The 19,521-nt window shown below is 46.2% G+C and carries 21 protein-coding genes; 5 read left to right on the top strand and 16 right to left on the bottom strand.

Annotated features, from left to right (window positions below):
- Positions 1–8 precede the first annotated feature (8 nt).
- Positions 9–1,790 carry a dihydrolipoyl dehydrogenase gene (gene lpdA / locus IC571_RS06285; RefSeq protein ID WP_215315484.1) on the top strand — a complete coding sequence of 594 codons (1,782 nt, stop codon included), beginning with the start codon at positions 9–11 and terminating at the stop codon, positions 1,788–1,790.
- A gap of 68 nt (positions 1,791–1,858) precedes the next feature.
- Here lpdA and IC571_RS06280 read toward each other — a convergent pair whose 3' ends face one another.
- Both IC571_RS06280 and IC571_RS06275 read right to left on the bottom strand, forming a co-directional pair.
- Complete coding sequence (locus tag IC571_RS06280) at positions 1,859–2,230, bottom strand: hypothetical protein (protein WP_215315483.1); 372 nt, start codon at positions 2,228–2,230, stop codon at positions 1,859–1,861.
- Positions 2,231–2,382: 152 nt separating this feature from the next.
- Positions 2,383–2,916, bottom strand: coding sequence for a phasin family protein (locus IC571_RS06275; protein WP_215315482.1), 534 nt, complete (start codon positions 2,914–2,916; stop codon positions 2,383–2,385).
- Between the two features lie 215 nt (positions 2,917–3,131).
- Here IC571_RS06275 and IC571_RS06270 point away from each other — a divergent pair, with 215 nt between their 5' ends.
- Positions 3,132–4,019 carry a DMT family transporter gene (locus tag IC571_RS06270; RefSeq protein WP_215315481.1) on the top strand — a complete coding sequence of 296 codons (888 nt, stop codon included), beginning with the start codon at positions 3,132–3,134 and terminating at the stop codon, positions 4,017–4,019.
- Positions 4,020–4,068: 49 nt separating this feature from the next.
- Positions 4,069–5,100: a serine hydrolase gene (locus tag IC571_RS06265; RefSeq protein ID WP_251373257.1), complete on the top strand. Its 1,032-nt coding sequence runs from the start codon at positions 4,069–4,071 to the stop codon at positions 5,098–5,100.
- 10 nt (positions 5,101–5,110) lie between these two features.
- Here IC571_RS06265 and IC571_RS06260 read toward each other — a convergent pair whose 3' ends face one another.
- The 13 genes from IC571_RS06260 to IC571_RS06200 form a co-directional block, all read right to left on the bottom strand.
- Positions 5,111–5,935 (bottom strand): IclR family transcriptional regulator, encoded by an 825-nt coding sequence (locus IC571_RS06260; RefSeq protein ID WP_215315480.1) that lies wholly within the window; start codon positions 5,933–5,935, stop codon positions 5,111–5,113.
- 106 nt (positions 5,936–6,041) lie between these two features.
- Positions 6,042–7,076, bottom strand: a complete 1,035-nt coding sequence (locus tag IC571_RS06255; RefSeq protein WP_371742885.1) for a quinone-dependent dihydroorotate dehydrogenase — start codon at positions 7,074–7,076, stop codon at positions 6,042–6,044.
- 8 nt (positions 7,077–7,084) lie between these two features.
- Positions 7,085–7,831: an arginyltransferase gene (locus IC571_RS06250; RefSeq protein ID WP_215315479.1), complete on the bottom strand. Its 747-nt coding sequence runs from the start codon at positions 7,829–7,831 to the stop codon at positions 7,085–7,087.
- On the bottom strand, positions 7,828–8,565 hold the full coding sequence (aat, locus tag IC571_RS06245; protein WP_215315478.1) for a leucyl/phenylalanyl-tRNA--protein transferase: 738 nt from the start codon (positions 8,563–8,565) through the stop codon (positions 7,828–7,830). Before aat ends, IC571_RS06250 begins: the two co-directional genes overlap by 4 nt.
- Positions 8,566–8,585: 20 nt before the next feature.
- On the bottom strand, positions 8,586–9,140 hold the full coding sequence (locus IC571_RS06240) for an NUDIX hydrolase (RefSeq protein ID WP_215315477.1): 555 nt from the start codon (positions 9,138–9,140) through the stop codon (positions 8,586–8,588).
- Positions 9,141–9,149: 9 nt separating this feature from the next.
- Complete coding sequence (locus IC571_RS06235) at positions 9,150–11,000, bottom strand: bifunctional chorismate-binding protein/class IV aminotransferase (RefSeq protein ID WP_215315476.1); 1,851 nt, start codon at positions 10,998–11,000, stop codon at positions 9,150–9,152.
- 27 nt (positions 11,001–11,027) lie between these two features.
- Positions 11,028–11,603, bottom strand: coding sequence for a peptidylprolyl isomerase (locus IC571_RS06230; protein ID WP_215315475.1), 576 nt, complete (start codon positions 11,601–11,603; stop codon positions 11,028–11,030).
- An 81-nt stretch (positions 11,604–11,684) separates the two neighbouring features.
- Positions 11,685–12,314, bottom strand: a complete 630-nt coding sequence (locus IC571_RS06225; RefSeq protein WP_215315474.1) for a 2-hydroxychromene-2-carboxylate isomerase — start codon at positions 12,312–12,314, stop codon at positions 11,685–11,687.
- Between the two features lie 10 nt (positions 12,315–12,324).
- Complete coding sequence (locus IC571_RS06220; protein ID WP_215315473.1) at positions 12,325–13,638, bottom strand: replication-associated recombination protein A; 1,314 nt, start codon at positions 13,636–13,638, stop codon at positions 12,325–12,327.
- Positions 13,639–13,641: 3 nt separating this feature from the next.
- On the bottom strand, positions 13,642–14,127 hold the full coding sequence (locus IC571_RS06215; RefSeq protein WP_251373254.1) for a DUF3429 domain-containing protein: 486 nt from the start codon (positions 14,125–14,127) through the stop codon (positions 13,642–13,644).
- A 33-nt stretch (positions 14,128–14,160) separates the two neighbouring features.
- Entirely contained in the window at positions 14,161–15,015 is an 855-nt protein-coding gene (locus tag IC571_RS06210) for a 3-hydroxybutyryl-CoA dehydrogenase (protein ID WP_215315472.1), read from the bottom strand.
- Between the two features lies 1 nt (position 15,016).
- Positions 15,017–15,724, bottom strand: coding sequence for a glutathione binding-like protein (locus IC571_RS06205; protein WP_215317840.1), 708 nt, complete (start codon positions 15,722–15,724; stop codon positions 15,017–15,019).
- 57 nt (positions 15,725–15,781) lie between these two features.
- On the bottom strand, positions 15,782–16,981 hold the full coding sequence (locus IC571_RS06200) for a pyridoxal phosphate-dependent aminotransferase (protein WP_215315471.1): 1,200 nt from the start codon (positions 16,979–16,981) through the stop codon (positions 15,782–15,784).
- A 95-nt stretch (positions 16,982–17,076) separates the two neighbouring features.
- Here IC571_RS06200 and yaaA point away from each other — a divergent pair, with 95 nt between their 5' ends.
- Positions 17,077–17,853: a peroxide stress protein YaaA gene (gene yaaA, locus IC571_RS06195; protein WP_215315470.1), complete on the top strand. Its 777-nt coding sequence runs from the start codon at positions 17,077–17,079 to the stop codon at positions 17,851–17,853.
- The gene (locus tag IC571_RS06190; protein WP_215315469.1) at positions 17,853–19,064 is read left to right on the top strand and encodes a DUF2863 family protein; all 1,212 of its coding nucleotides are present in this window, start codon (positions 17,853–17,855) and stop codon (positions 19,062–19,064) included. Before yaaA ends, IC571_RS06190 begins: the two co-directional genes overlap by 1 nt.
- A gap of 67 nt (positions 19,065–19,131) precedes the next feature.
- On the opposite strand, the gene IC571_RS06185 is transcribed toward IC571_RS06190, so the two are convergent.
- Entirely contained in the window at positions 19,132–19,506 is a 375-nt protein-coding gene (locus IC571_RS06185; RefSeq protein ID WP_215315468.1) for a hypothetical protein, read from the bottom strand.
- Between the last annotated feature and the right edge of the window lie 15 nt (positions 19,507–19,521).

Here is a 19,521-nt window from a genome sequence, read left to right as displayed (position 1 = left end):
GAGGTTCCATGGCCAAGCAAACGATTCTAGTTCCGGATATTGGTGATTACGCAGACGTACCTGTAATTGAAGTGTTGGTGAAGGTGGGTGATGTTATTCAAAAAGAGCAGCCGCTATTGGTGCTTGAGTCTGATAAGGCCACCATGGAAGTGCCCGCAGATGCTGCTGGCACGATCACCAGTATTGTCGTGAAATTGGGCGACAAGGTCAGCAAGGGTTCGGTAATCGCTGAAATTGAAGCGAGTGCTACCTCAGCGGTGGCTTCTGCACCAGCCTCAGTGCCAACCCCAACTCCTCAGCCTTCAGCGCCGCCCCCAGCGCCAAAAGCAGGGCAGTACAACGGCAAAGTCGATCATGAATGCGAGACCTTAGTTCTTGGCGCTGGCCCTGGCGGCTATAGCGCAGCATTCCGGAGTGCTGATTTGGGAATGAATACCGTTTTGGTAGAGCGCTATGCAACTTTGGGCGGCGTCTGTTTAAACGTGGGTTGCATTCCATCAAAAGCATTACTTCATACCACCGCAGTGATGGATGAGGTGAAGACGATGGCTAAACATGGCATTACGTTTGGCGCACCTAAGATCGAGATTGATCAATTGCGTGGTTATAAAGAGTCGGTGATCGCTAAATTAACTGGCGGATTAGCTGGTATGGCTAAAGCGCGCAAAGTGAAGGTAGTGCGCGGCCTTGGTAAGTTTCTAGATGCAAATCACGTAGAAGTTGAGCTGACCAGTGGTACAGGCCAAGACTTAACGGGGCAGAAAGAGGTGGTACGTTTTCAGAAAGCCATCATCGCTGCGGGTAGTCAGCCTGTAAAGCTGCCTTTCTTACCTGAAGACCCTCGTATTGTGGATAGCACAGGCGCTTTGCTGCTCAAGAGTATTCCCAAAAGGATGTTGGTGATTGGTGGCGGCATTATTGGTTTAGAAATGGCGACGGTTTACAGTACGCTTGGCTCACGCATTGATATTGCCGAGATGATGGATGGTTTGATGGCTGGTGCTGACCGTGACCTTGAAAAGGTTTGGGAGAAGTTCAACGCAGGTCGTTTTGAAAACATCATGCTCAAGACTCGTGCTGCAAAAGCTGAAGTGAAGGCTGATGGCATCCAGGTTACCTTTGAGGGTGAGAATGCGCCCGCACAACCCCAGACTTATGACTTAGTGTTAGTTGCAGTGGGACGCACTCCAAATGGCAAGAAAATCGCTGCTGATAAAGCTGGTGTTCAGGTGGATGAGCGTGGTTTTATTCCAGTCAATAAACAAATGCGCACCAATGTTCAGAACATTTTTGCAATTGGCGACTTGGTAGGCCAGCCGATGTTGGCTCACAAGGCCGTGCATGAAGGTCATGTTGCTGCTGAAGCTGCCGCTGGTGAGAAGTCTTACTTTGATGCCAAGCAAATTCCTTCAGTTGCATATACTGATCCAGAGGTAGCTTGGGCAGGCCTGACCGAAGAGCAATGCAAAGCCCAAGGTATCGCCTATGAAAAAGGTTTATTCCCATGGGCTGCTAGTGGTCGTGCGATTGCAAACGGCCGCGATGAAGGTTTCACAAAGCTGATTTTTGACGCTAAGACTCATCGCATCATTGGTGGCGGTATCGTCGGCACTCATGCCGGCGACTTAATCGGCGAAGTATGTCTTGCCATTGAGATGGGTGCTGATGCGGTTGATATTGGTAAAACCATTCATCCTCATCCAACCCTTGGTGAATCTGTTGGCTTGGCTGCAGAAGCGGCGCATGGTCATTGCACAGATTTGCCGCCAGTCAAAAAGAAACCTGCGTAAGGTGTAAGCACTATTCGCAGGGTAGTAAACAAAAAAGCCCCGACCAATCAGGGCTTTTTTATAAAGCTTTATGAAATAAGCTCTGCTTTTAACTCTCGTATGCGCTCATCAACATAGTACCCGCCAGCTTCTAGGTATCGGAGATATTTAGAAGCGCATTTTTTGCACTGGTATACGTCTGATTTATTGTAGGGATGAAACTGGATCGCTATTGGGGCATTCTTTGACCACAGGTCTGTGCCATTCGGATGGTATTCCTCCCAGCATTCTGGGTTATCTTCCGATCGTAGTGTGCCAATGCACTCCAGAGTTTTGGTTTCATAGCCGCCAGGAATGCTTTCCCAACCTTCGCAAGTGAGAGATTGGCACTCAGGACACTTTTCCTGATGCTTTGCGCTTGCTAAGGCTAGAAGTTTATCTCGACTAAAGAGTTTCGTCATTTTGAGTATTTGAGTATTGGGCTTCTGAGCGGAGTATATTTTTGCAAATGAACAGATCTTAGCTCATGCAGTGAGTGCCTGAAGTAAGTAAAAAGCCCCGATCTTCGGGGCTTTTCTTATAACAGCACCTTAGTAGGCACTCGTGTTCTTACTTATTTCTTCTTGGTTGTTTTTGTAACTGCATCAGCTGCAGTATTGATATTGGTTTGAGCAACTTCAACTGCGTGCTTAACAGCCTTTTGGCTGGTTTCAAATACATTGTTTGCTGAGGCGATTGCTTGCTTCAGTGCTTGTACGGCAGCATCAGATCCAGCGGGTGCATTTTTAGTCCACTCTTCAACCAATGCATTCATTTTCTTTTGACCTGCTGCAAATTCTTTTTCTGCAGACTTAGTAAAACTATCTTGCGTCTCATGCGCCAATTCATAAAGGTGACGGCTATAAGAAATAATTTTCTCAGCAATAGGTTGTACTGTTGCGGCCTGGTGGGCGAGAAGTTGTTGAATATCTTTTACTTCCAATGCCTTTTTGGCATTATTAACGCTATCACTTAAGCTTTGTTTGGCAATTGCTAAATTCAGCTCAACCAATCTTTCGATGCTTTGCAACGCTTGGTTAGTCAAGCCACTCAAAGTTTCTAAATTGGCTTTTTGCGCTGCTGCGATTTGTTCTGGAGTTAAGTTCATTGCAGACCCTTTCTTTGGTCTAGGTTACTGTCTTCAGTATGACCCTTTGAGGAAATTGGATCAACTAACTTATACGGACAATTATAAAGCTTGTATATTGCGTCGCATCATCAAAGACCCTAACTGTATGTAGATCGCTTGGTGACTTGAATGATCTGAAAAAGCCTAAAATGGGGAGTTAATTTAAAAAAATCAATATTTTCAGTAAGTTACCCATGAAGCTAGGTTTAGACAATTTTATTGCACCCATTTTTGTGTTGATTTGGAGTACAGGGTTTGTAATTGCGCGCCTAGCAATGCCTTACGTAGAGCCAGCTACTTTTCTGTTTTGGCGCTTTAGTGGCGTACTCGCTGCGATGGCAGCGCTAAGTTTGGTTTGGCGTATTACATGGCCCAGTTGGACTCAGATTAAGCATATTGCGATAGCAGGCATACTGTTGCAATTTGGATATTTGTTGGGCGTGTGGTTCGCCGTCAGGCTTGGCATGACTGCTGGCTTAGTGGCAATTATTGTGGGTTTGCAGCCGATATTAACAGCATGGTTTGCTGCCTGGATTTCAGAAAAGGTCTCGCCTCGTCAGTGGATTGGTTTGTGCTTTGGATTTGCTGGCGTTGCTTTGGTGGTAGCAGAAAAGATTGGTTTTGCGCACATTCCTTTGGCAAGTTACGTTTTGGCGTTCATTGCGCTTTTATCGATCACGTTTGGCACTCTGTATCAAAAGAAGTATTGCCCCGTTTTTGATTTGAGGGCTGGCTCTTCGATTCAGTTTGGTGTCTCAGCTGTTTTATGTTTCTTCTGTATGTATTACTTTGAGAGTGGGGTGATGGTCTGGAATGCCTCTGTTATCACTGCTTTGTTATGGGCGATATTCCCGCTGTCAATTGGCTCAATCAGCCTCCTATTTATGATGATTCGCAAAGGAGCGGCTACCAAGGTAACAAGTTTGTTGTACCTGACGCCTCCAACCACCGCCCTAATGGCGTGGTGCTTATTTGATGAGCCATTTACCCTCATGATGGCACTAGGATTGTGCCTAACGATGACCGGAGTGGTGCTGGTTAACGCTCGCCAGAACAATACCGTTGCTACGATTGCTGAGTAGGGGTGGGGAATAAATCCCATATTCGCGTAGAAAGTATTTATCATTCCGTATGTTGAAAGTTTTAGAAGGTCTTTTTGGGATGCGTTTGAATCGATTTTGGCTGTTTGCCGTGATGGTTGTTTTTGCTTGTGGTGCAAATATTGCGCCAGCCTATGCCGCCAGCAAAGATAAAGATAAACAGCCTAAGTCCGCCAAGGTAGTTGTAAAGTCCCCTAAAAAAGCTAAAACGGTTAGAGTTACCGTAACGCGTGCTAATGCACCAGAAATAGCTGCGCCACCTTCGTTTGCAACAGCACTCGGTTTGCGTGGGCAGCATGATGATCTGAGTTTGAAATCTAGTGTTGCTATGGTGGTCAATCAGGACACTAAAGAGGTTTACTTCGAAAAGAACCCAAAGGTGAGCTTACCAATCGCCTCTATTACCAAACTCATGACGGCAATGGTGGTTTTGGATTCTAAATTGCCTTTAGACGAAACGATTGTGATTAACCCAGAGGACGCGCATATTTACCGTCGTTCTCGTTTGGCAGAGGGCACTGCAATGTCTCGTGAAGATGCCTTACACCTTGCTCTCATGTCCTCTGAGAACCGGGCAGCATATACCTTGGGGCGTAATTACCCAGGCGGTGTGCCTGCCTTTGTAGATGCGATGAATCGCAAAGCAAAGGAATTGGGAATGGATCACTCTCATTTTGCTGATCCCACAGGCTTACTCAGTGATAACGTTGCTACGGCAGAAGATTTAACTCGTATGGTCAATGCTGCGTATCAATATAAATTGATACGTGAGTATTCCACTTGGCCAGATTTAACGATGGTAATTGCAAAGCGCCCACAGAAATTCTTGAATACCAATCGATTGGTGCGCTCTGGTGACATGGATATTGGTTTGCAAAAGACTGGCTTCATTAATGCTGCTGGCAAATGCTTAGTGATGCAGGCCAGAGTAAACAACACACCGCTCTTACTGGTCTTTTTAGATTCGGTAGGAACACAATCGCGTTTCGCTGATGCAGTGCGGGTACGCGATTGGTATGAGCGCATGCCATCAGGCACACAACCCATACGCCGTTTGATGTAAAGAAGATAGCTTAGGCCGAGCCGCCTGGTTCGGTTGACTTGGGTTTATAGCCCATGCCCTTAGAGATCTGAAGGGCGGTATCTTGTAGTGAACGCAGCCAATCCGCCTGTATGCGATCGGTAGGGGCGCTCAGCGATAAGCCGGCCACTAATTTTCCGGTGTCGTCCAAAATGGCTGCAGCAAGACAACTCACACCAAGTTCTAACTCTTCGTCATCACGAGCGTTCCCAACTCTACGAACGTGATTGAGTTCAGTTTCTAGCTTTGCTAAATCGGTAATGCTATTGCGAGTATGGCCAGATAATCCTGTGCGGGTGACATAGGCACGAACCTGGTTAGCATCATCGCTAGCCAAGAAGAGTTTTCCTACAGAAGTAAGGTGAAGGGGTGCGCGACCACCAATGGCGCGAACAACTTGCATGCCTGAGCGTTCGCTATAAGCGCGATCTACGTAAACAATTTCATCACCCTGGCGCACGGAAAGATTCACCGTTTCACCTGTGAGCTTGTGCAGCGTGCGCATCGGCCCTTGAGCTGCTTCTCGAACGGAAAGTCTGGCTTTGACTAGGTTGCCTAGTTCCAGTAATTTCAATCCCAATCGATAGGTGCCACCATCGCCACGTTCAACCAAACGACAGGCAACCATGTCATTCAGAATGCGGTGAGCGGTAGAGGGGTGTAAGCCAGTCTGCTCTGCCAAGCTTTTCAGGCTACAGGAGTCTTCCTGCTCAGCCAGGGCATCAAGCAGATTCATCATGCGCTCGACTACCTGAATGGCGGTTTTAGTTACTTCCCCAGTATTTTTGGAATCTTTGGCAGATTTGCTGGTATTCATAAGGCATATTGTAGCGATTTCGCACCATATTGCATATTATGAAATCAGTTTTTACTAAATTCCTACCCATTAATGGAATGGGTGCGGTGGTGCCTAAAAGCCTTATTTAGGCACTTCTTAGCGCCTTGGCACACTCATCTATGAGGTCTGGCCCCTTATAGATGAGGCCACTATAGAGCTGAACCAAGCTTGCTCCAGCTCTAATTTTTTCTCTAGCATCGGCGCCGGATAGGATGCCACCAACACCAATGATGGGTAGGCGATCTCCAAGGCGTGCTTTGAGAACTTTGATGACAGCATTAGATGCAGCTCGAACTGGAGCCCCTGATAAGCCGCCAGCTTCTTCACTATGTTCAATGCCTTGCACTGCATCACGAGCGATGGTGGTGTTAGTAGCAATCACGGCATCCATGCCAAATTCAGCCAATAAATCGGCAATCAAATGGATGTCATCCTGATCAAGATCGGGAGCAATTTTCAAAAACACGGGTTTGCGAATTCCTGTGCGATCGCTTAAACGTTTTCTTGCATCATCCAGATTGCTTAGTAAATCACGCAACATTTCTTCACCTTGTAAAGCGCGAAGATTTTTTGTATTGGGTGAAGAGATATTTACGGTGATATAGGTTGCAATATCGTAGACGGCTTCCATGCCGAATACATAATCATTGGCAGCCTCTTCAATCGGGGTGCTTGCATTCTTGCCAATGTTGAGCCCTAGTACACCACCTTTTTGCCAGAAACGAGATTGGCGAACTCGGGCTACGCAAGCCTCAACACCATCATTATTAAAGCCCATGCGGTTAATAATTGCCTGGGCTTCTGGTAGACGGAACATGCGTGGCTTGGGATTGCCCGGTTGTGGGCGGGGCGTAACGGTACCAATTTCTAAGAAGCCAAAACCCAGAGCGGCTAATGCATCAATGTGCTTGCCGTCTTTATCTAAACCTGCAGCCAAACCAACCGGGTTTGGAAAGTGAATTCCGCATACATGTTGGGGATCGGCAATCGGCTTGCTGACAAATTTATCTAGCAAACCCCAGCGTTGAGCACGATCTAAATTGTTGAGTGTGAGATTGTGAGCCTGTTCTGGATCTAGGCAAAAGAGCCAGGGGCGTAAGAGTGAGTAGCGATCAATCATGATGGCTATTATGAACCAGTCAGCTTTTGCCAATGATCCTCAATGAGTCCTTCCATCGGCTGATACTTTGCTTTGTAGGACATCTTTTCGCTTTCTTGAATATAGTAGCCCAAGTAGAGGTAGGGAAGATGCAGTATTCGTGCTTGTTCAATTTGCCATAAGATGCTGTAAACACCAAAGCTGGCAGCACTGTCAGAGGCATCGTAAAAGGTATATACAGAGGAGATGCCATGCTCCAAAATATCAATCATGCTCACCATGCGCAATCGCCCAGGGTGAGGGTCATTAGGCCCATCTCTGAATTCAACGATCCGTGAATTAACTCTGCTTTGTAGCAAGAATTGCATGTACTGGTCTTGATCATCGCTATCCATATCACCATCCGTATGACGATCATTTTGATATCGTTGATATAGTTGGTAGTGCTCCTCTTGATAGCCTAAATTCAAAACAGATGCTTGAAGACCTGAATGCTTTTTCCAGGCGCGTCGTTGACTGCGACTAGGGATAAATTGATTGACTAAAACGCGTGTCGCAATACATGCGCTACACGAATCGCAATAGGGGCGATAGGTATACAAACCACTGCGACGAAATCCAGCATGAATCAGTTCGTTATATATATCCGCATGAATCAAATGCGATGGTGTGGCAACTTGTGAGCGCGCAGTTTTATTGGGCAAGTAACTGCATGGGTAGGGTGCGGTTGCATAAAACTGTAGGGTCGTGAGGGGTAGCTCTTTTAAGCGTGTCATAACCAGTGCGTCAATATTTGCTTGTCAAATTTCCAAGATTTAACAATATTAGATGGATTTAAAGAAGCTTGCAGTTGCCGCAAGAAATCTTGTCTAGATATGGGCTTGGCGCCCATCGATTGCAAATGCTTAGTTTCTTGTTGGCAGTCGATCATGGCAATCTGATTCTGAATGCACCAAGCACTTAGGGCGGCTAAGGCAATTTTGGACGCATTGGGTTTGCGACTAAACATGGACTCTCCATAAACCATGCTGCCAATCGCAACGCAATATAAACCCCCAATCATTTCATCATGTTCCATTAGGGCGATGGAATGCGCATAGCCTTGTTCATGAATGGCGGTGTAAGCATCCATGATTTCATGGGTGATCCACGTGCCATCTTGTTCTTTGCGAGCACTTGTTGCGCACGCTCTGATGACGGCACCAAAATCTACATCGACCAATACTTTTGCATGAGTATCTTGGCAAAAATGACGAATACTTTTTTGAAGAGAGTCGCTACAGCGAAAATCTTGGGGCTTTAGAACCATGCGTGGATCGGGTGACCACCATAGCACTGGTTGCTCGTCTGAGTACCAGGGAAAGATACCAAGCTGATAGGCCTGCAATAGCTGGTTAGGGTAAATCCGTTCGCTAACTGCAATGAGGCCAGGTACGCTCTGATCGGGATCTGAGCTTAGGAGGGGGTTGGGAAAGGAGTCTTGGGGTCCAAGCCAACAAATTTGACTCATGTGCTCAGCGCTAAACCGATTTAGATTTTCTCGGTGCGCAGTACATCCCGGCTACGCACATGAAATTCACTGGCTAGGGCGCCAGAAGCGCGATCAGCAAAGAACCACTCTAAAGTCTGCTTCACGGTTGGGAAGGCAAGCTCGCTCCATGGAATTTCTTGCTCATCAAACAACGCCACTTCTAGGCTCTCTTCACCGGCCGAAAAATCTGGCGTCTTCATTGTGGCAAGGTAGAACAAATGTACCTGTTCAGCAAGAGGGACATTTAGCAATGAATACAAAGGACCAATCTCGACGACGGCACCGGCTTCTTCAAAGGTCTCGCGAGCAGCACCATCGGCAGTACTTTCACCTAACTCCATAAAGCCTGCCGGTAGGGTCCAATAACCATAGCGTGGTTCAATAGCGCGACGACAAAGTAGCACTTTGTTGCCATAAACCGGAATGCTACCAACAACATTTCTGGGATTTTGATAATGAATGCTTCCACAGGCCTCACATACATGGCGCTCACGCGAATCATCTGCTGGTATTTTCAGAGTGATGGTGGCGGCGCAGTTGGAACAATACTTCATGAATGCTTTCTAGAAATGGGCCTTAATAGCGCCTCGTAGGGCATTGCTAAGCATAATCTCTTTCGCCCTTAGGACGTCCTGAATAGTCAGGTTGGCTTCACGGGCATTTAGAGTGGCGTCGATAAGCAAAGCCCCTCGCATGACTCCAGGCAGCACTCCGGCTGACTTGGGTGGCGTAAGCCACTCATTACCAACGGCGGGCTTGATAAATACGCTACTTCTGCCACCCTCAGTGACAAAGCCTTTCTCATTAGTAAAGAGCGCATCAAAACCACCTAACTTCACAGCCTGCTGCCATGCGGCATCGTACAAATCTCGATCGCTGACTTTATGCGCTAACAAGGGGTTCCCAGAATTCATGATGCAGTTGCTTGAAAGAATATCTTTTGCCCAAAAAATCTTCACTGGTTGGTTAATGCTCTCAAGCACTCCGTATTGGGTATCTAAGTTTCCATTAGCAGCAAGGTCAAGCCGTAGCCGCATGGGAGTGTTTGAATTTAAAGATGCGCAGGCATTTAGTATGACTGCTTTAGCCTTTTCTCTATCAAAGGAAATACGCAAAGCCTTTGCTGAGGATTGCATCCGATCCAGGTGGGATTGAAGTCGTTGAGGCACTTTGTTTAGAACTGCAATCGTTTCAAATATGCCTGTAGCGCTTGGTAGTTCTGTCAAGAAGGCAGATTTAATGCGACATTCATGCCACTCTTGTTTTGCATTGGAGTCGATGGTGATTCCAGCGCCAACGCCAAGAGTAAATTGCGCTGCTTCTGATATCGAATCTGCTTCAATTTCAATGGTTCGAATGGGAACGCTGAACGCAAAGTCACCATGAGGATCAAGCCACCCCAGGGCGCCACAATAGTAGCCTCGATCACTTTGTTCTAACTCTTGAATAATTTCCATGCTCCGTTTTTTGGGCGCACCCGTAACAGAGCCACAAGGAAAAACGGCATTCAATATATCGTTCAGTTGCACATTCGGTTTTATTTGACCTTGCACAGTAGAGGTCATCTGCAATACATCGCCATGTCTTGCTACCTGAAAGAGATGGGGAACTTTGACTGTGTTTGGTAAACAAATCCGACTTAAATCATTGCGTAATAGATCCACAATCATCACATTCTCTGCTTGATTTTTGGGATCGTCAGATAAAGCGCTTTCGGTATCTGATAGGGCGCTAGCAGTGCCTTTCATGGGCATTGCTTTTAATGTATCGCCCTGACGCTCAATAAATAGCTCTGGTGATTGTGAGAGTAAATAGTGATTATCTTGCGCAATATAAGCGCCAAACCGACCAGGCTGACGATCACGCAATCGGCTGTAAAGCGCTAATGGCGAGCCATAGACATTTCCAGAGATGCGATAGGTATGGTTGATTTGATAAGTATCGCCATTACGAATGTATTCATGGATCTTCGTAATATCATCACAAAAACGATCTTCGTTTATTGATACTTGCAGGTCAATCACCCCAGCAATTTGTTCTGCTTTTGATAGCGATTGCAATTGCGATGCAATATAGCGATCCACTTGTACTTTAGAAAGCTTTTGATAATCCTGAAAAGCCCACGCCTCAATTAAGGGGTGTGGATCTGTATGATTTGGGTGATTTAAATGATATGGTTCTAGAGTAGGTTGTGGCAGATGATGAATCAATCGACCTAATTCATAAGCGAAAGCTGCAACAATACACTTACCTTCTTTTAGTACTCGTGAGATTTCTTCTAAGCAGTCTAGTACTGCCTGATGATCGGTGTCGCGACTACCGCTAGGAAGAACGCGCCAATACTGCAAAGGCGCCTTATATAGACGGCTGGAAGGGTTGTTATCCGTGCTTTGTGCGTCATCGAGCAAAATCATGACGCTTAATCTACCTTAATCTAGCGATTACTTCAGGATGGTGGCTGATTCAATAACCACGGGCTTAGTTGGTACGTCAGCCATTCTTCCCATGCGTGGGGCAGGGGCAACCATGGTGGGCACTTTACGAATTGCATCAATAGTTTGAGTGCCAGAGATGACTTTGCCAAACACGGTATAGCCATTGCCCATGGCGTTCGGGTAGTTCAGGCCTTCATTGTCTTTGACGTTGATGAAGAATTGCGCTGTTGCTGAATCTGGATCTGAAGTGCGAGCCATAGCAATGGTGTAGGTATTGTTTTTGAGTCCGTTATTTGCTTCAGAAGCAACGGGTGCATCGGTTGGCTTTTGGACCAAGTCAGGAGTAAAGCCGCCACCTTGAATCATGAAGCCATCAATCACGCGATGAAAAATCGTACCGTTATAAAAACCACTCTTCACGTAATTTAAAAAGTTGGCAGTAGTTTTGGGGGCCTTAACATCATCTAGTTCCACTACAAAGTTACCCATAGTAGTTTTAAATTCCACTTTTGGCCCGGCAATTGCCGCTTGTGTTGCAAAGCAAGTGAACGCAAAGACCAATAAGGCGAAAAACTTACGCATAAAGACTCCTTAAGCAAAACAATAGTTTAATGAACGGCGACAGTGAACAACGTTGTTGAGTAAGATACTTATTGTATTGCGCTAAGGGCTTAGGCCATTCGGGAGATTACCCGCTTTAGCATAGGGGGTTTCGTCAAACATACCTGGGCGAGAGAGGTAGTCCAATACCCAGTCTATGGTATCGACACCCCAAAAACAACGTTGATTCACAACTAGGGCTGGCACGCCAAAGGCGCCATCCGCTTTTGCTTGTTCCGTATTGCTGATGAGTTGGGATTTCACTGCAGCATCATCTGGTTTGGGCGTCTCACGAGATAAGCCAAGATAGGCGCAGAAATCAGGCCAAGAAAGGTTGGGATCTTTCCCCTCAAGCCAGACGTAATCGAAAGCCTTTTCAACCATCTTCCAGTCAGCCTTTTCTTGAACGAGAAGACGTTGTGGCGCAATAGTCATAAAAGGATGGTGATCTGGAAAGCGAAATGGAATTCCCAATTTCTCTGCTTGCCAAACGCAGAACTGATACGTGTGAGGGCGCTTAGCGGCAACTTCACCCGGACCCTTGTTCTCAGTTGCTCTAAACAGGCCGCCTAACAATATCGGCACAGGAGTGATGTCTAGTTTTTCTTCTAGGCGTTGGCGTTGTTTGATATACAAATATGCAAATGGAGAAATAATGTCGTAATAAAAACGCGCAGACAATTTTGAAGCCATTTTGACCTCTTTATTTCTTCTGATGCTCGGCGTCGAGCTTTCGCAAGAATGCCATCTTTTCTTTAATCTGACCTTCTAGACCGCGATCAACAGGTTCATACCAATGAGGTGCAGTCATTCCGTCTGGAAGGTAAGATTCTCCCGCAGCATAAGCATGGGGCTCATCATGTGCATAACGATATTCTTTGCCATGACCAAGCTCTTTCATGAGTTTGGTGGGCGCATTGCGTAAATGATTGGGCACTGGTTTGGATTGGTCGTTTGCCACAAAGGCGCGAGCAGCATTAAATGCTTTATAGCTCGCATTACTTTTGGCTGCTACAGCGAGATACACCACTGCTTGGCCAAGAGCCAGCTCCCCCTCAGGCGAGCCAAGACGTTCGTAGGTGAGGGCGGCATCGTTAGCAAGTTGCATAGCGCGTGGATCAGCAAGACCGATATCCTCCCACGCCATGCGAATAATGCGGCGGGCTAAATAGCGAGGATCTACTCCGCCATCTAACATGCGGCAGAGCCAATATAAAGAGGCATCAGGGTCAGAACCCCTCACCGATTTATGCAGCGCTGAAATTTGGTCGTAAAACTGATCGCCGCCTTTATCAAATCGTCTAGCTTGTGTGGATAGTGCATTTTCAATAAAGCTTTGATCAACGATCTTGGCATTAAAGTCGGGTGTGAGTACTGCGTTACGAACTTGCTCAACTAAATTAAGCAGTCTTCTGGCATCGCCATCAGCGTGATGAATCAGTATCTCAATAGCTGACGCTTCAAATTCGATATTGGGCATTGCGTATTGACGCGCGCGTTCAAATAACTGCTCAAGTTCTTCCTTGCTTAGGGACTTGAGAACATAGACTTGAGCGCGAGAAAGTAATGCGGAGTTCACTTCGAAGGAGGGGTTCTCCGTGGTGGCTCCAATGAAGGTAAATAAGCCTGATTCAACATGAGGCAGTAACGCATCTTGCTGGCTTTTATTAAAGCGATGAATTTCATCAACAAACAATATCGTTTGCTTGCCAGATTGCGCTAAGACCTGCTCAGCTTGTTGTATAGCCTCACGTATTTCTTTAACGCCGGCTAGTACAGCAGAGATGGCGATGAATTCACGATCAAACGCTTTTGCGGATAGGCGGGCTAAGGTAGTTTTTCCAACGCCAGGTGGGCCCCACAAAATCATAGAATGAGGTTTGCCAGATGCAAAAGCGAGATTTAATGGTTTGTTGGGCGCAAGAAGATGGGTCTGCCCAATCACTTGGTCGATTGTTTTGGGACGTAGCGCTTCTGCTAATGGTGGCGGAGGGGTGTTATCAAACAGACCACTCATTGATTAAGCTTGAATAAATAAAATCACAATGGCCGCCCAAGTCAAACAGAAAGCAGCGATATAAGTTAAGCGATTGCGCATAGTCATAAAAGCTGCGCAGGTAGTTTCATCCGAAAAATAATAGCGATAGGTATTTTGATCAATATTGCGTTGAATAATCAAGGTAGATGCCATGATTAATAAGCCAACTGGAATATAGATGTGTAGGGCTACCCAGGCTACCAAGGCAGGAATTACTCCCCAGATCCATGCATTGCGGTCTAACCAGCGATCCCCTGTGGCGGCTTTCCCTAGATTGTGCAAATTAGCACCCCAATGCAGTGCGCCCATGAAGGAGGTAATCACGGCACTATAACCAGCAAGTGACTCAGCGCTCAGGTAATTAATTGGGGTGGGCGCAAGTTGTACCAACAGAGCTAAGCCAATAAAAGGAATTAAACCTGCGTAAGCAAGTTTAAGAACAAGCGGGGGAATAGGATTGTTACTCACGACAGTTCAGTTTTAGATTGATTGAATATGAAATTATTTATCGTAGCTATAAACGCCGCGTCCTGTTTTGCGACCAAGATAACCTGCAGCAACCATTTCGCGTAAGAGTGGGCATGGGCGGTATTTCGAGTCGCTAAAGTTTTCAAAGTACACCTCCATCACCGCAAGGCAGGTATCCAGACCAATAAGATCTGCTAAAGCAAGCGGACCAATCGGTTGATTGCACCCAAGCTTCATACCGGCATCGATGTCTTCTGGGCTTGCAAGACCCTCAGACAATACAAAGAAAGCTTCGTTAATCATCGGCAGCAAGATACGGTTAACGACAAAACCAGGAGAGTTCTTTACGGTAATGGGTTCTTTGCCCACGTGTTTTGCCATTTCAATAATGGCGGCATGTGTCTCATCGCTCGTCTGTAATCCACGAATCACTTCTACCAAGGCCATCAAGGGTGGCGGGTTAAAGAAGTGCATACCAATAAAGCGTGCAGGGTTAGAGTCCAATGCAGCTAACTTAGTAATCGAGAGTGAAGAAGTATTGGTAGCAATGATGGTGTCTTTGCTAACAATCTCATCTACTTGCTTGAGAATTTTTTCTTTAATTGCTTGGTTTTCTGTTGCGGCCTCGATCACGAGTCCAAGACCTTTGAAGTCTGCATAGGCAGTGCTGCCTTTAATACGCTTAAGGGCTGCATCCTTGGCTTCTACTGTAAGGGTCTCTTTTTTAACTAGGCGATCTAAGCTTTTACTAATTTGATCCAAACCGCGTTGCACTGAAGCTTCATTGATATCAACCATAACTACATCAAGTCCTGCAACGGCGCACACCTGTGCGATCCCATTACCCATGGTGCCTGCACCAATTACACCCACTGACTGAATCTTCATCTTATTTCCTTCGTTGATACTGGGTTGAACCAAATAACTGCTCTCTAGCCTTGTCATCATGCAAAGGCTTGCGTAATGCGGTTAATACTTCGCAACCGCGTTTTACTGCTGGTCGTTTACCAATCATTTCAAACCATCGTTTGAAATGCGGGTACGCATCGATATCAATACCTTGATTTTTCCAATTACGCGTCCAAGGAAAAATCGCGATATCAGCAATCGAATACGTTTTACCAGCGATATACGTATTATCTTTCAGTTGAGTATCCAGAACCCCGTAAAGCCGTTTGGCTTCATTGGTATAGCGATCTACCGCGTATTGAATCTTTTCGGGAGCGTAGAGGCGGAAATGATGGTTTTGACCAAGCATGGGGCCAAGACCGCCCATCTGGAACATGAGCCACTGTAGAACCTCGTATTTACCCCGTGTGGTTTTAGGTAGGAACTTGCCCGTTTTGCTGGCGAGATAAAGCAGGATGGCGCCTGACTCAAAGATACTGATTGGTTTGCCGTCAGGTCCATTGGGGTCAACCAAGGCAGGAATTTTATTATTCGGACTGATTTTCAAAAAGGCTTTATCAAACTGGTCACCTGCACCGATATCAATCGGGTGTGCAATCCAGTCACGCCCAAGCTGATAGCCGCACTCCTCGAGCATGATGTGAACTTTGTGGCCATTCGGTGTTGGCCAGCTATACACATCAATCACATTACTAGCTTTACTTTTTTTGATTGCCATGGGTTTCTCTGTGGTTACACTAAAAATCTAAAGGGTTTGTAAGTGTTCTAAAGCCAAAGAAAGTGTTTGTTCCTGTTTTGCAAAACAAAAACGAATAACGCCTGATTCCGTTGGCTCTTCATAAAAGGCAGAAACGGGAATGGCTGCAACACCTACTTCAGTGGTGAGCCATTTACAGAAATCTGCTTCATTGAGTTTTGCTTCGGGGATACCCAGGGCGGTGTAATCAACACACTGAAAATAGGTTCCAGGACTTGGTAGCAATTTGAATGCAGTCTTTTCTAATCCAACCCTGAAGAAATCCCGCTTGGCTTGATAAAAGGCTGGAAGATTTAAGTAATGAGACGCATCCGCCAGATATGTGGCTAATCCGTACTGCATTGGTGTGTTCACCGTAAATACATTGAATTGATGGACTTTGCGAAATTCTGCACTCAGAGGGGCGGGGGCAGCAACGTAGCCCACCTTCCAACCAGTGACGTGATAGGTTTTGCCAAAGCTAGAAATCAGAAAACTACGAGCAGCTAGTTCGGGATGCGAGGCAACGCTATGATGACGCGCGCCGTCATAAACCATATGCTCATATACCTCATCACTTAAGATGAGAGTGGAAGTATTTTTGAGTAAGTCGGCCAATCGATCTAAGTCGGATTTTTGCCAAACCATGCCAGTTGGGTTATGAGGTGTATTGATAATCAACAAGCGCGTGTTGGCATGCATTGCTTTTGATAGTGCTTCCCATGGAATTTGGTAAGAAGCTACTTTGCCATCAATATCGCGCTTCGCCTCTAGAGCAACTGCAATCACTTTTCCGCCAGCCAATTCAATCGACGGTCTATAGCTGTCATATGCTGGTTCAATGATGACGACTTCATCGCCCGGACTCACGCACGCAAGAATAGTAGTCAAGATACCTTGTGTACCGCCAGCAGTAATTGTGATTTCAGAATCTGGGTTGTATTGGTGTCCGTACAGTTTCTCAATCTTGTGTGCAATACCATTGCGCAAACTGGGAACTCCAACCATCGGAGGATATTGATTGTGATTAGCGAGCATGGCTTCGTTGACATCAGCAATTAACTTGCGATCACAGGGGAAATCAGGAAAGCCTTGGCCTAAGTTGATGGCTTGATGTTCAGCGGCCAAGGCAGACATTACTGTAAAGATGGTCGTACCTACCTTAGGGAGGCGACTAGGGAATGAGGGAGGCTTTGGGGCAGAATTCATCTGGACAAAAGGTGGCTAAAAGCGTTCCATTGGCCTTTTTGGCGAATAAGTTGAGCAGTCGCTAGAATGGAAACAATACATAGACAAATTGTGCCATGCTGATCGTACTTTCTCCCGCTAAATCCTTGGATTACAAGACGCCTGCAAAGGTCAAGGCGCCAACCCTGCCAGAGTTTGTTGCTGAATCGGCCAAGCTCATCACCGACCTTAAGAAATTAGCCCCTCAGGATGTTGCCAAGTTAATGGGTTTATCTGATCAGCTGGCGGTCCTCAATGTGGGGCGCTACCGAGATTGGTCAAAAAAGTTCACCGAAGAAAACAGCAAGCCTGCCATTTATGCTTTTGATGGCGATGTTTATGATGGTTTTGATGTCAAAACGCTGAATGCCAAAGCAGTTGAATTCGCACAAAACCATATTCGTATCTTGTCAGGGCTCTATGGCGCTTTACGACCCTTGGATTTAATGCAGCCCTATCGATTAGAGATGGGGACTGCTTTTAAGAACACTCGTGGCAAGGACTTGTATGCCTTTTGGGGCAATAGGGTCACAAACTCATTAAAAGAGGTGCTTGTTAAACAAAAGAAACCTGTTTTGCTGAATCTGGCATCTGAAGAGTATTTCAAGGTATTGCAACCCAAAGATTTGGATTGCCCAGTGATTTCTCCGGTGTTTCAAGATGCCAAGGATGGAAAGTACAAGATCATTTCGTTTTATGCAAAGCGCGCACGTGGTTTGATGGCGCGTTACGTTGTCGAGAATCGCATTACTGATCCTGCGGATTTGAAGGGCTTTAATTTGGATGGCTACAAGTACTATGCTGCCGACTCTAATCTAGATAAACCGGTCTATAGAAGGGCGGAGAAAAAATAATGGCTGTTCATCGCACTAAACCTTCTCAGCGCACTTCACCGGAAGTAGAAAAGCTTGTAGCTGATGCTATTTCTTTGGCTGCCTCAGGCAGTCAGATTGAGGATCGCTACTGGGAAGAGCGTTTAAACACACGCTTGATGCGTTTGCTAAAAAGCCAGAATCAGAATGTCATTGATGCCGCATTAGATCAAACTTTTCGCATTAATACAGTTGCGTTTGAAGTCTTGGCTGATACCGCGGAAACTTTGGCTGAATCTCTCAAGATGGAGTATGAGGGGCAGCAGTGGGATGCGCTCTTATTGGCGATGCCAATCGTTGCGCATACTCGTTATCAAATTCCTTCTGGTCCTTTACCGGCAAATATGGTGGAGGCAACTGCGAGTGCTTTGCATAGTGCGATTGCTGCAACCGATACTCGTTTAGCGATTATTCCCTGGCTATATAGCATTGATCAAATGCCCCATTCGCATTGCCAAACACGCGTACTTACGGAGGCACTTGCAACTGCTGCAATCTCAGGGAAAGATGTCAAATTAGAACTGCGTGATATGTCGGAAACGATAGCCGTATTGGCCGATCCGCGTTTCATCATTGCGGTTGTCAGCGTACCTAGCGGTTCCCCCATTTTTAAATGGCAAGAAGAAGCTCCCGCTAGACAGGAGCGTGGTGTCAGTTTGATCGGTTGGCAAAATGCGATGCAAGAATCTATCGCCTCTATGTTGCCTGGCTGCGAATTTGAGCTATTGCTACCTGAAGCATATTTCACTAATTGTCGTTTAGCCGATAAGCATGTTCGCCCACTCAGCATTCGCGCCGCAGTGAACTTCCTAGAAAGCACCTTAGGCATTCTTCCTGCTGGTCTGTCGTGTGTGGTTGGTGCGTTCGGAGAGGAGCAGGCTGATGAGTACCGCATCTCATTCAGTGCAAAAGGTTCGTCCGATGTTATGTATGGCGTTATTTGGCCTTTGTATGACCGAGAGAGCGTAGCTAATGATGCTCTCAATGATTTGTCGGATGATGAGAGTCCGATTAAAAAGATTTGCGATGCCCTGCATGATGCTGGGGTAGAGGATGTGTTTCGTCATGCCATGCTATTTGATCCAGAGTTATGCGATGACTGTGGTGCGCCATTGTTCCCCGATCGCTCAGGCGAAGCGGTACATGCAGAGATGCCAGAAGACACCCCAACTCAGCAGCCTTTATTTCATTAAAGAAGGACAACAAAAAAGCCGAGGGATACTCGGCTTTTTTGCTTAAAGCTTCTAGAGCTTAAAGAACTTAGTTCTGTACGAACGGCTCTGCTCCGGCAAACAAATGCGGTAATTTTCCTGCTTTCATTTCTGCTGTTTGGCAAAAATCGGCAAGGCGTGTACCTACTTTGATGTTGAATAACATTGCCTTATTACCCAAAACAACCAAATCAAAACCTGAGTTTGTATTTTTGTAACGCAAGCTACCAGGCAATGAAGTTTGGCGATCTAAGTCATATGTTTTGGTTTCCCAAGTAAGGCGAACCTTCTCAGTAGTCCCGGTGGTTTTGAACTGCTTGCTTTCGCTGCAGGTCCATGTGATTACTTCTTCATTGGCGCTCACGTTAGCTGCCCCTGTAAGGCAGACAATCGCAAGGCTAATGGTGAGAAGAGACTTCTTCATATGCAATATTCCTCA

The organism is Polynucleobacter sp. MWH-UH2A, from assembly GCF_018687195.1.
Classification (GTDB): Bacteria; Pseudomonadota; Gammaproteobacteria; order Burkholderiales; family Burkholderiaceae; genus Polynucleobacter.
This window is presented reverse-complemented; position numbering and strand designations above follow the sequence as displayed.